The organism is Phyllobacterium sp. RCAM01083, from assembly GCF_055685835.1.
Window position 1 is genome coordinate 3331126 of record NZ_JBVFZN010000005.1, and the last position, 12216, is coordinate 3343341.

At 60.5% G+C, this 12216-nt stretch carries 12 protein-coding genes; 9 read left to right on the plus strand and 3 right to left on the minus strand.

From position 1 onward, the window contains the following. Nucleotides 1-31 precede the first annotated feature (31 nt). From ACZ25R_RS23235 to ACZ25R_RS23245, 3 genes are all read right to left on the minus strand, one after another. Complete coding sequence (locus ACZ25R_RS23235) at nt 32-1195, minus strand: M20 aminoacylase family protein (protein WP_464661590.1); 1164 nt, start codon at nt 1193-1195, stop codon at nt 32-34. Between the two features lie 50 nt (nt 1196-1245). Beyond that, complete coding sequence (locus ACZ25R_RS23240; protein ID WP_472462545.1) at nt 1246-2244, minus strand: tetratricopeptide repeat protein; 999 nt, start codon at nt 2242-2244, stop codon at nt 1246-1248. A gap of 82 nt (nt 2245-2326) precedes the next feature. After that, on the minus strand, nt 2327-2983 hold the full coding sequence (locus ACZ25R_RS23245; protein WP_223613661.1) for a thiamine phosphate synthase: 657 nt from the start codon (nt 2981-2983) through the stop codon (nt 2327-2329). A 236-nt stretch (nt 2984-3219) separates the two neighbouring features. On the opposite strand from ACZ25R_RS23245, the gene ACZ25R_RS23250 reads away from it, so the two are divergent. The 9 genes from ACZ25R_RS23250 to tolQ all read left to right on the plus strand — a co-directional run bounded on the left by ACZ25R_RS23250 (nt 3220) and on the right by tolQ (nt 12195). Further along, a complete protein-coding gene (locus ACZ25R_RS23250; protein WP_223613660.1) occupies nt 3220-3987 on the plus strand; it encodes a sulfite exporter TauE/SafE family protein in 768 nt (255 codons plus the stop codon). A 140-nt stretch (nt 3988-4127) separates the two neighbouring features. After that, nucleotides 4128-5351 carry an OpgC family protein gene (locus ACZ25R_RS23255; RefSeq protein WP_472462340.1) on the plus strand — a complete coding sequence of 408 codons (1224 nt, stop codon included), beginning with the start codon at nt 4128-4130 and terminating at the stop codon, nt 5349-5351. A gap of 99 nt (nt 5352-5450) precedes the next feature. After that, nucleotides 5451-7097 carry an acyl-CoA synthetase gene (locus ACZ25R_RS23260; protein WP_472462341.1) on the plus strand — a complete coding sequence of 549 codons (1647 nt, stop codon included), beginning with the start codon at nt 5451-5453 and terminating at the stop codon, nt 7095-7097. Nucleotides 7098-7456: 359 nt separating this feature from the next. After that, on the plus strand, nt 7457-7987 hold the full coding sequence (gene rcdA / locus ACZ25R_RS23265) for a protease adaptor protein RcdA (protein ID WP_426136507.1): 531 nt from the start codon (nt 7457-7459) through the stop codon (nt 7985-7987). Nucleotides 7988-8082: 95 nt separating this feature from the next. Next, on the plus strand, nt 8083-8610 hold the full coding sequence (gene ruvC, locus ACZ25R_RS23270; RefSeq protein WP_105734445.1) for a crossover junction endodeoxyribonuclease RuvC: 528 nt from the start codon (nt 8083-8085) through the stop codon (nt 8608-8610). Continuing rightward, the gene (gene ruvA, locus ACZ25R_RS23275; protein WP_472462342.1) at nt 8607-9224 is read left to right on the plus strand and encodes a Holliday junction branch migration protein RuvA; all 618 of its coding nucleotides are present in this window, start codon (nt 8607-8609) and stop codon (nt 9222-9224) included. Before ruvC ends, ruvA begins: the two co-directional genes overlap by 4 nt. A 40-nt stretch (nt 9225-9264) precedes the next feature. Continuing rightward, on the plus strand, nt 9265-10305 hold the full coding sequence (gene ruvB / locus ACZ25R_RS23280; protein WP_472462343.1) for a Holliday junction branch migration DNA helicase RuvB: 1041 nt from the start codon (nt 9265-9267) through the stop codon (nt 10303-10305). An 85-nt stretch (nt 10306-10390) separates the two neighbouring features. After that, entirely contained in the window at nt 10391-10858 is a 468-nt protein-coding gene (gene ybgC, locus ACZ25R_RS23285) for a tol-pal system-associated acyl-CoA thioesterase (RefSeq protein ID WP_223613654.1), read from the plus strand. A 626-nt stretch (nt 10859-11484) separates the two neighbouring features. Continuing rightward, on the plus strand, nt 11485-12195 hold the full coding sequence (gene tolQ / locus ACZ25R_RS23290) for a protein TolQ (RefSeq protein WP_105734448.1): 711 nt from the start codon (nt 11485-11487) through the stop codon (nt 12193-12195). Nucleotides 12196-12216: the final 21 nt, after the last annotated feature.

Sequence of the window (12216 nt, forward strand, 5' to 3'; positions counted from 1 at the left end):
TAAGGCCCTTTTTGCGGCTAAGCCTCCGGAACTAGGCGGCGAGCGCCGTTTCCGCCACGGAAACCCAATAGCTGATGCCATAAGGAATGGCATCGTCGTTGAAATCATAGGCTGAATTGTGGAGGGCCGCCGTGTCGCCATTGCCAAGGAAAATGAAGGCGCCGGGCCGCTTTTCCAGCATGTAGGAAAAATCTTCGGCACCCATGACCGGCGGCATGTTGGTGTTCACCGCGCTGTCGCCGGCAATCAGCTGTGCGACGCCCGTGGCAAAATCCGTCTCGCGGTCGTGGTTGAACGTGACCGGATAGCCTTGATCATACTTGACTTCCGCCCGGGCGCCGAAAATGGCAGCCGTGGCTTCGGCCACTTCGGTCACGCGCTTGCGGGCGAAATCGCGCACATCAGGCATCAGCGTGCGTACCGTACCCGAAAGGGTCACGGCGTTCGGAATGACATTGGTCGCATCGCCGCCGTGAATCATCGCCACCGAGATGACCAGCGACTTGAGCGGGTCGGTTTCACGCGACACCAGTGATTGCAGGGCGAGAACCGTATGGGCGGAGACGACCACGGGATCGACTGTCGTATGCGGCTTGGCGGCATGGCCGCCGCGGCCGATGACCTTGATTTCGAATTCGTCGGTGGCCGCCATGATCGAGCCCTTGCGCAGCGCGAACTGGCCGACGGGCAGGCCCGGCGCATTGTGCATGCCATAGACTTCCTTGATCGAGAACCGGTCCATCAGGCCGTCATTGATCATGGCCAGCGCGCCCGCGCCACCTTCTTCGGCGGGCTGGAAGATGACCGCGACCGAGCCCTTGAAATTGCGGGTTTCGGCGAGATACTGCGCCGCGCCGAGCAGCATGGCGGTGTGCCCGTCATGGCCGCAGGCATGCATCTTGCCCTTGGTCTTCGAGGCCCATGGCTTGCCGCTGGCTTCAAGAATCGGCAGGGCATCCATATCGGCGCGCAGGCCGATCACCGGTCCGTCGCCATGGCGGCCGCGGATGATCCCGACCACGCCGGTCTGGCCGATGCCGGTATCGACACTGTCGCAGCCGAAGGAGCGCAGCTTGTCCGCGACAAAACGGGAGGTTTCATGCACGTCGTAAAGGATTTCCGGATTCTCATGCAGATGCCGGCGCCATTCGGCGACATTCGGTTGCATTTCATGAACTCGGTTGATCAACGGCATGGTGAAGTTCCCTTTCTGATCGTGTCGCGCACTGCAAGTCCGGCTGCCGGTCAGCGCATCCTGTTGGCTTCCGTCAGGGCGGCCTTTATCTGGTCGTCGTCGAGGCCGTCCATGAAAGAGTCAAGTTCGGGGTCGGTCAATCCGGCCCGTCTGGCGACCATGTACCAGGCGGCTGCCTTGACCGAGTCACCTTCCACGCCAAGGCCCTGATAGTAAAGCTTTGCCAGCTGGGCCTGTGCTGCGACATTACCGCCTACGGCGGCGCGCAGGGTCCAGCCGAAACCCGACACATAATCGCGCGGGCCGCCGCGCCCCTCGACCAGCCAGCGGCCAAGATCGAGCTGCGCCGTATCGTAACCGCGATTTGCCGCCTTGGCGAGATATTCCCGGGCCTTGGCGTCGTCGCGCGGAACGGCGAGCGTGCCGTTGGATAGGATCTGGCTGACCGCATAGCTGCCATCGGGCAAGCCCTGTGCCGCTGCCTTCAGAAACCAGGGATAGGCATTGTCGATACCGATGTCGCCGGGGTGCTCCTGCAGCAGGATCTGGCCGTAATTGAACTGGGCCATGGCGTTGCCGCCGTCGGCGGCAGCCTTCATGAGCGTTTTGGCCTTGGCCGGGTCCTTGGGGGCATACTTGCCCTGGAGCAGGATCGCGCCATAGCGGAACTGGGCTTCGGGAACACCCTGGTCGGCGGCCTTGCCATACCATTTGGCCGATTCGGGCAGGTTGACAGGTATGCCGAGGCCGCGGGCCAGCATATCGGCCACCAGCACTTGGGCGGCGCCATCGCCATTTTCCGCGCGCGGCAGGGCGAGATTGTAGGCCGTCTTGTACAGGCCGCGCTGGTAAGCGCCGAATGCCTCGTCCACCGCGCCCTTGCCGAAGCGCGTGGGGTTGACGATGTCGACCGCCGGATCGCTGGCGAGTTTCGGCCTGTCATGCTTGGGGGTTGTCTGCGGCGTTTCCAGATGCTGGGGCGCGTCGGTCGGCGCGGATGTCACCGAAGGCGCCTGGCTTGTTGCGGGCGCCGGAGCCGTCTGGGCCATGGCGCCATGCGTCAGGACCGGGAAGGCTGCAAGCACGGCGGCGACGGCGCAAACGAGGTTTGCAGATTTTGCTCCCATGGGCCTATTCCTCAAATCGCGGCGCGTGCTCGTCGAGCAGCCGGTTCGCTTCCTTGATGGCGTCCGCCGGTTTGTCGTTGCCGAAAACCGCCGCACCAAGGGCAATGAACTCCGCACCGGTTGCGGCCGCGTCGGTGATGCTTTCCAGCGTGTTGCCCGCCTGGACGATGCAGGGAATCTCGATCATCGATGCCCACCAGTCCGCCAGTTCGACATTGCGCGGATGGGCTTCGGGTGTCGTATCCGCGCCAATCTTGCCGAACAGGACATAATCCGGCTGGGCTTCGCCGATTTCCAGCGCCGTGTGCCGGTTCTTGATATTGCCGGTCCCCACGATCAGTTTGGGGGAAAAGCGCTCGACATTGGCGGCAAGATCGCTGGCCGGGCCCTCAAGATGCAGGCCGTCGGCCTTGACCCGTCCGGCAACCTGCGTGTTGCCGACGATGATGGCGGCAGCGCCTGCATTCTGAATGATCGGAACGGCGGCTTCGGCCATGGTCTGGAACAGGGTTTCGTCCGTCTCGTAGGCGGGCAGAAGCACGGAGGCGACATCGCCGCCGGACAAGGCTTCGCTGAGTTTCCTGGCCAGTTCGTCGGCAGTCGCGGCGGGAGGCGCGATCAGAACGATACGGCAGCGTTGGGGTGTTTGTTCGTTGTTCATGGGCTGCAACCTTACAATCGTTCTCTATAGAATGGGCAATCGTGATGGAATTCGGGCATAGAGGATGGCCGTTCATTTGAACAGCCTTTTCGATAATCCAAGCCATCACACCCTGTTGCATATTAGTCTTACGACGTAATTACTTAGTAGCAAACAGGCACATGTTGCCAAAAAGCATTTTTCAAATGCCCCGGCGATCGGCTAGAGATGGAAGGCCCTCCTTGTGGATTTCCATCATGCACGATCTCCTGTTGAACCCATGGTTCTATGCTGCCGCCGTTCCAGCCACGATCCTGATCGGGCTGTCGAAGGGCGGGCTTGGCGGGGCCATGGGGCAGGTGGGGGTGCCATTGATGGCGCTGGTGATGCCGCCGGTGCAGGCGGCCGCCATCATGCTGCCGATCCTCATCATCATGGATGTCGCCAGCCTGTGGAGCTGGCGCGGCTACCGCGATGCAAAAACCCTCAAGCTGATGCTGCCGGGTGCATTGCTGGGTGTCGGAATAGGCTGGCTGACCGCATCGGTGGTGACCGATGACATGGTCAAGCTCATTGTCGGTGCCGTCGCGATCATCTTTTTTGCCCGCTATGTCTTTGCCAGTGCCGCCAAACGCGCCACCGCACAACCGCACAATGCCGGCGCCGCAACCTTCTGGTCGACCATCGCCGGGTTCACAAGTTTCGTCGCCCATGCGGGCGGCCCGCCCTATCAGGTCTACGCCCTGCCGCTGCGTCAGGATCCGAAGGTTTACAACGGCACGAGCGTGATTTTCTTCGCGATCGTCAATGCCGTGAAGGTCATCCCGTATTTTGCCTTGGGGCAGTTCGACGCCGAAAACCTCAAGGCGGCGGCGGTTCTGGTGCCCATCGCGCCGCTGGCCACCTTTGCCGGCGCGTGGATCGTCAAACGCATGCGGCCGGAGGTGTTCTATCCCTTCATGTACATCATGATCCTATTGATGGGATTGAAGCTTTCCTACGATGGATTAGCCGCCTTGTTATAATTATGAACGAAAGTTGATCAGCCGAATCGCAACTTTCGGACTATGTAAACATTATCAACTGCAACCGTCGGACCAACCGCTCCCTCACGAGGCCGGGAGTGCTGTGATTGAATATTGCATGACAGGAATGGGTGAACGCTATGACACAGACGCAGCTCAAACAGCGGGATACCCGCATTGATGTCTTTCGGGCTTTGGCACTGCTGACCATCTTCATCAATCACGTGCCGGGAACCGTTTTCGAACATCTCACCCACAGGAATTTCGGATTTTCCGATTCGGCCGAGGCCTTTGTGCTGATCTCCGGCATTTCCGTCGGTCTTGCCTATGGGGCCAAATTTGAACCGGGCAGCCGCTTCCTGATCACGCTGAAGGCATGGCGCCGGGCGGCGACGCTGTACAGCGCCCATATCCTGACGACGGTCGCCACGCTGGCGATCTTCTGCGCCGCCGGGCTTTATCTCAACCGCCCGGAATTCATGTCCTTCATCAATATCGGGCCGTTGATGGACAGCCCCGCCGAAGCACTCATCGGCCTTGCGACGATGGGGCATCAGCTTGGCTACAACAATATCCTGTCGATGTATGGCGTGCTGCTGCTCATGCTGCCGCTGTTCCTGTTTCTCGCCAATATCAACCTGTCGCTGATGGTCGGGGTGTCCGGGCTCCTGTGGCTGGTGTCGGGTGTCTACCGGATTGCACCGCCGAATTACCCGACCGAAGGCGTCTGGTTCCTCAACCCGTTGTCATGGCAGTTCCTGTTCGTCATCGGCATTGCCGGCGTGATGCATGTGCGCCGGGGCGGGCGAATCCCGTTCAACAAATACCTGTTCGGGGTCGCGGTCGGCTATATCCTGCTGGCGTTGATCTGGGTGCGGGTACCGCTGTGGGGCGTCAATACATCGATGGGATTGCCGATGGTGATCACCGGTTTCGACAAGACGTTCCTGTCGCTGACCCGTCTGGCGCATATCCTGGCGATCGCCTATGTCATTGTCTCGGTGCCAGCCATTTCCAATCTGGCGCGGACGCCGGAAGATCACCCGCTCGCCATCCTCGGCAAGCATTCGCTGCCGGTGTTTGTTGCCGGAACGATCCTTGCCATGGTCGCGCAGATCGTCAAGGTGATGAACCCCGGCGACGAGCTGGATGACACGCTGCTGATCGCCAGCGGAATCATGGCGCAGTTTGCCCTGGCCCATTACCTGGAATGGCTGCCGAGCATCGGTTGGGGCAACACGCGTCCTGCCCTGCCGCAGGCGCTGCCGGCGAAATCGAAGCTGGTGATTGCCGGCCGGCCGGTCAATGCCGCCGCGATGAGTTCGGGCATGAAATCGGGAACCGCCAAGTCGGCGGTCTCCTGACCGCACGCACCGGCTTTTGCCGGGTAGCCCGGAAAAACCGATAGCCATCGTTTGCTGGCTTGGTCTAAGCTTTCCCCACGGAAGCGTTGGGAGGCGTGCATGGGTGGAATCTTTGATCGTGATCTTGAGCGCAATGCGGCCAATTACCAGCCGCTGACGCCGCTGACCTATCTGGAACGGGCAGCGCGGGTCTATCCGTCGAGAACGGCGATCATCCATGGTGCGGAGCGCTTCGATTACGGCACGTTCTACCGCCGCACCCGGCAGCTGGCATCGGCACTGTCGCGCCGCGGTATCGGCAAGGGCGATACGGTCACGGTGATGCTGTCCAACACGCCGCCCATGCTGGAGGCGCATTTCGGTGTGCCGATGACGAAGGCGGTGCTGCATTCAATCAACACGCGCCTCGACGCGGCGGTCATCGCGTTCCAGCTCGATCATGCGGAAACCAGGATCGCCATTGTCGATACGGAATTTTCCGGCGTTTTCCGCGAGGCGCTGGCACTCGCCAGGGTCAAGCCGCTGGTCATTGATTTCGTTGACACGCAATATCCCGCCGATGCGCCCTATCCGCAGGGTGAGCCGTTCGGCGCGGTGGACTATGAGACCTTCGTCGCAGGCGGCGATCCGGATTACGCCTGGGCGATGCCCGATGACGAATGGGATTCGATCACCCTCAACTATACATCCGGCACGACAGGCGATCCGAAGGGTGTTGTCTATCACCATCGCGGCGCGGCGCTGATGGGCTATGGCAATGTGGTGGCCTCCGGCATGGGGCGCTATCCCGTCTATCTGTGGACCCTGCCGATGTTCCACTGCAACGGCTGGTGTTTTCCATGGACGCTGGCCCTGCAGTTCGGCACCCATGTCTGCCTGCGCTGGGTACGGGCAAAGCAGATCTACGATGCCATTGCCGATCTGGGCGTTACGCATCTGTGCGGGGCGCCGATTGTCATGTCGGTGCTGATCAACGCGGCTGACAAGGACAAGCGCGATTTTCCGCAAACGGTGACGTTCAACACGGCTGCCGCACCGCCGCCGGAATCCATTCTGGCCGGCATGGCTGAGGCGGGATTTGCGGTCACGCATCTCTATGGCCTGACAGAGACCTACGGCCCTGCCGTCGTCAATGAATGGCAGGATGAATGGGATGCGCTGGAGGCATCCTCGCGCACCGCCAAGAAGGCGCGGCAGGGCGTGCGCTATACGGCGCTCGAAGATCTGACGGTGCTCGATCCCGAAACCATGCAGCCCGTGCCGGCCGACGGCGAGACGATCGGCGAGGTGATGTTCCGCGGCAATATCGTCATGAAGGGGTACCTGAAAAACCGGCCGGCCAGCGATGCAGCCTTTTCAGGCGGCTGGTTCCACTCCGGCGATCTCGGCGTGATGTATCCGGACGGTTATATCCAGTTGAAGGACCGTTCGAAGGACATCATCATTTCCGGCGGCGAAAACATTTCATCCATCGAGGTGGAGGACGCGCTCTACAAGTTCCCGGCCGTGGCCGCCTGCGCGGTCGTGGCGCGGCCGGATGACAAGTGGGGCGAGACGCCGCTTGCCTTCGTCGAGCTGAAGCCGGGCCAGACGGCGACGGAAGAGGAGCTGATCGCCCATTGCCGCACCCTGCTGGCGCGCTTCAAGGTGCCGCGGCACGTGCTGTTCGAAGACATACCGAAGACATCGACCGGGAAAATCCAGAAGTTCGAGCTGCGCAAACGCGCCAGGCCGATGCAGGATTGAGGCGTTGCGGGGCGGATTGATTGCAACTGTGCTGTCGGTATTAACCACTTGTTAAGCATTACAAGCTATAAATTGATCATCCAGTTTTCTGGATTCTTACCAAGTGGTTTGGCCACTTTGTTTGACGCCTCCCTGTTAGACTCCTGAGAGCCGCCACGTTTTGCGGCTCTTTTTTTATGTTCATATCTCTGCGGCGACCCTGACGTTAACCCTTTATTAAGGATAAACTTGCGCTCATGTGTGCATACGGGCAGGTTGATGGGGAATACTACCCGTTGGCCGTTGTGGTGATCCGCTTGCTGTCCCAGTAAGAGAGCGCTGCTTTGAGAATCAGCGGATTTTTAATGACAGGGCATGACATGGTTGAACAGGAATACCACGCTGACAATACAATCCGGCTGGCCGACCGCATGGTCCGCTCGGAAACGTTCAATCATATCTATGACGAAGGCATGGGTCTGGTCGAGGAGGCGGCTGCCTATCTCGACGGCGAGGGCCGGGCGGAAGCCAAACGGCTGAGCCGCGTTGCCGCCACGCTCTATGCGGCCGAATCCATGCGGCTGACGACGCGTCTCATGCAGGTTGCCTCGTGGCTGCTGTTGCAGCGGGCATCGCGCAGCGGTGAAATGACCCAGGAACAGGTGCTGTCCGAAAAGGCGAAAGTGCGGCTCGATACGGATTCCGCCCCGGAAACCGTTGAAGGCTGGGACGAGATTCCCTTTGATTACTGCGATCTGGTGCACCGTTCGCTGCGCCTGCAGGCCCGCGTCCGCCAGATGGATGACGAGATCTATAATGAAGGCGCCAGCACGGCCCACAGGCGGATGCTGACCACCAACCCGGTCTCGGATCAGATCAGCCTGCTGGCCACCGCCTTCGCCCATCGCTGATGACAGCACGATAATCGTGCATAACAGGGCGGTTTGTTTCTCTTTTGTTCACCTTTCTGCTGTCAAGTTCCCTGACAGCTCGATAAGGTCCCGACATGAAAGAAGCGATTCGCATCATTGGCATTGATCCCGGCCTGCGCCGCACCGGCTGGGGCATCATCGAGACGCTCGGCAATTCGCTGCGCTTTGTCGCCTCGGGTACGATCCTTTCCGACGCCAAGCTTGATCTCGCCTCGCGCCTTTGCCAGCTGCATGACGGGCTTGCCGGAATCATCCACGGCCAGATGCCGCACGAGGCGGCGGTCGAACACACCTTCGTCAACAAGGATGCCACGGCGACGCTGAAACTTGGTCAGGCGCGCGGTATCGCCCTGCTTGTTCCCGCGCTGGCGGGATTGCCCGTTGCCGAATATGCGCCCAATGCGGTCAAGAAAGCGGTGATCGGCGTCGGGCATGGGGAAAAGAAACAGATTCACATGATGGTCAAGGTGCTGATGCCCAAGGCAACGTTCGATACGGACGATGCGGCGGATGCGCTGGCGGTTGCCATCTGTCACGCGCATCACCGGCAAAGCGCCATCGGCCGCATTGCCATCGAACGGAAACTGGCGGCACAGCTATGATCGGAAAACTCAAGGGCACTGTCGATGAAATCGCCGAGGATCACGTGATTCTCGATGTGCACGGCGTCGGCTACGTCGCCTATTGCTCGGCGCGGACGCTGTCGAACATGCCGGGTCCGGGTGAAGCGGTGGTGCTGCTCATCGAAACCTATGTGCGGGAAGACCTGATCCGGCTGTTCGGCTTCGGTACGGCGCTGGAACGCGAATGGTTCCGTCTGCTGCAGAGCGTGCAGGGCATCGGCGCCAAAGTCGCGCTGAGCGTTCTGGGAACCCTGTCGCCCTCCGATCTCGCCAATGCGATTGCGCTGCGCGACATCGCCATGGTCAGCCGGGCACCGGGTGTCGGCAAGAAGGTGGCGGAACGCATCGTCATCGAACTGAAGAACAAGGCGCCAGCCTTTGCCGGCGAGGCGATGGGCACCATCGGCCTCAAGCAGGAACTGGGCGAGGGCGTTGCCCCGGCGCCGGTGGCCGATGCCGTGTCGGCGCTGACCAATCTCGGCTATTCGCGCGACCAGGCCGCCAATGCAATCAGCGCCGCCCTGCGCGATGCGGGCGAGGAGGCTGATTCCGCCAAGCTGATCCGGCTTGGCCTGAAGGAACTTTCCCGGTGACATGGTTGCCTGATACCGCACACTGTGCGAGGACATCCGCATGAGTGATGTCAGCCGATTGATAACCCCCGACAAGCGCGGCGAAGACGCCGACACGTCGCTGCGCCCGCAGACGCTTAATGATTTTGTCGGGCAGGCAGCGGCGCGCGCCAATCTGAAGGTCTTCATCGAAGCCGCCAAATCACGCGGCGAGGCGCTGGATCACGTGCTCTTCGTCGGGCCGCCCGGCCTCGGCAAGACGACGCTGGCACAGATCATGGCCAAGGAACTCGGCGTCAATTTCCGCTCCACGTCCGGGCCGGTGATTGCCAAGGCTGGCGATCTGGCTGCGCTGTTGACCAATCTGGAAGAAAACGACGTTCTCTTCATCGATGAAATCCATCGTCTCAATCCGGCGGTCGAGGAAATCCTCTATCCGGCCATGGAAGACTACCAGCTTGACCTGATCATCGGCGAGGGGCCTGCGGCGCGTTCGGTCAAGATCGATCTGGCCAAGTTCACGCTGGTGGCGGCGACGACCCGCCTCGGGCTTCTGACAACGCCGCTGCGGGATCGTTTCGGTATTCCGGTCCGGCTGAATTTCTATACGGTCGAGGAGCTTGAGCATATCGTCCGGCGCGGCGCGCGCATCATGGGCATCGGCGTGACCGATGACGGGGCGCTTGAGGTGGCGCGGCGCGCCCGCGGCACACCGCGCATTGCCGGGCGGCTTCTGCGCCGGGTGCGCGACTTTGCCATTGTCGACGGCAAGGATTCCATCGACCGTCAGACGGCCGATTCCGCGCTCCTGCGTCTCGAGGTGGATGCGCTGGGGCTCGACCAGCTCGACCGGCGCTACCTCTCGATGATTGCGCACAATTTCGGCGGCGGACCCGTCGGCATCGAAACCATCGCCGCGGGGCTTTCCGAACCGCGCGATGCGATCGAGGATATCATCGAACCCTACCTGATCCAGCAGGGCTTTATCCAGCGCACGCCGCGCGGACGCATGCTGACCGCCAATGCCTGGAAACATCTGGGCCTGAACGCACCGTCCGACACCGTCCAGCAGATCAGCCTGTTTCAGGAAGACGAGGATTGACGGGGCCTGTCCCTGGAACGCGCATGCGGCACCGCGCATAATCGCACTGGACAAAACGCTGGCTGTACCGGCAAAAGGAGGGATCATGAGCGAAAACAATCCTTCCCTGCCGCCCCTCGGCGGCCTTGCCGGTGAACTCACTTCCTTCGGCCACCGTCTCCTGGCGCGGGTCTATTATGCCGATACGGATTTCTCCGGCATTGTCTATCACGGGCGTTATCTGGAATTTCTCGAGCGCGGCCGCACCGATTATCTGCGTCTGCTTGGCGTTCACCACTCGGAACTCGCCGACGGCAAGCATGGCGAAAGCATTGTCTGGGTGGTGCGGCGCATGGAAATCGACTTCCGGGGCGCCGCCCGCATCGATGACGTGCTGACGATCGAAACGCGCACGGCGGAAATCTCCGGCGCGCGGGTCAAGATGGCCCAGACCATCAAACGGGGCGATGATCTGCTGATTTCAGCGGCTGTCGAAGCGGCGCTGATCAACAATGCCGGACGACCGCGCCGGTTTCCCGCGGAATGGATCAAACTTTTTCAGCCGGAATCCTGATGTCATGGCGTTTAGAGCGGTTTGCGACCATATTGAATCGTTCTGCCGGAGGGAATTTGGTTCAAGGTCGAGGGGTTCGGCTAGGCCGATGCCTTTCCATCGGGCGAAGCCGAAGCCCGATGGTATTGAGCCAAATTCACCCGGCCCTTCGGGTTTCCGGCTGGCGGACACCCACTTTGTCAGGCAGCTTCGTCCGATGGGTCAACATCGGCCTCGCTACCTTCCGCGTGGATTGTCTCGCCATCCGGGAAACAGAACTGATCCAATATGGCCGCAAACCGCTCTAAATGACGCACAGGTGCTGAATCATAACTGATCCTTAACCATAACAAATCATGAATAAGGCCATGAAACGGGGTGTTTTGCGTTAACGCCTTCGTTTTACCAAAATTAACCGTGAGAAGCCGCGGTATGAATACTGGAAAAAGTCCGGTCTCAGAACGTGGCTTTCGAAATTTAGTGAGCGACGATGGATGCCGGTCAGGCGTTCGGCCGGGTTCCAAAGAAATAAAGTGGCGCGTGGTCGTATTGCCGGACCATTTATACTTCGGTGGACCAAGCACGGGTATGAGAGACGATTGCAGCCCGGTTGAAATACCGGGTTTTCGGATTCGAGGGTAGTGGATATGGAAAATTTAGCGGTTGCTGTTCAGACATCGGACGTCTCCCTCTGGGGATTGTTCTGGCAGGCCGGATTCATCGTCAAGCTGGTCATGATCGGCCTTCTGGGTGCTTCCATCTGGACCTGGGCGATCATCATCGACAAGGTACTCGGCTATGGTCGCGCCAAGCGCGCCTTTGACCGTTTCGAGCAGGTTTTCTGGTCCGGCCAGTCGCTGGAAGAGCTTTACCGCAACCTGGGCGAAAAGCGCACGACCGGCATGGGCTCCATTTTCATCGCCGCGATGCGCGAGTGGAAAAAGTCCTTCGAAAAGGGCGCCCGTTCCCCCATCGCCCTGCAGATGCGTATCGACAAGGCGATGGATGTCGCCCTTTCACGCGAAAGTGATATTCTTGCCGCCCGCCTCGGCTTCTTGGCGACCATCGGTTCGGCCGGCCCCTTCATCGGCCTGTTCGGCACGGTCATCGGCATCATGACATCGTTCATGGGCATTGCCGGTTCGAAGTCCACCAGCCTCGCGGTTGTCGCTCCCGGTATCGCCGAAGCGCTGCTGGCGACGGCCATTGGCCTGGTTGCCGCCATCCCGGCGGTTATCGCCTACAACAAACTGTCAAGCGATGCGGGCAAACTGACCGCACGCATGGAAGGCTTTGCGGACGAGTTCTCCGCCATACTCTCGCGGCAAATCGATGAGAAGCTGGCGCCGCGTTCTTAAGCAACTGATTTTACAAGTGCG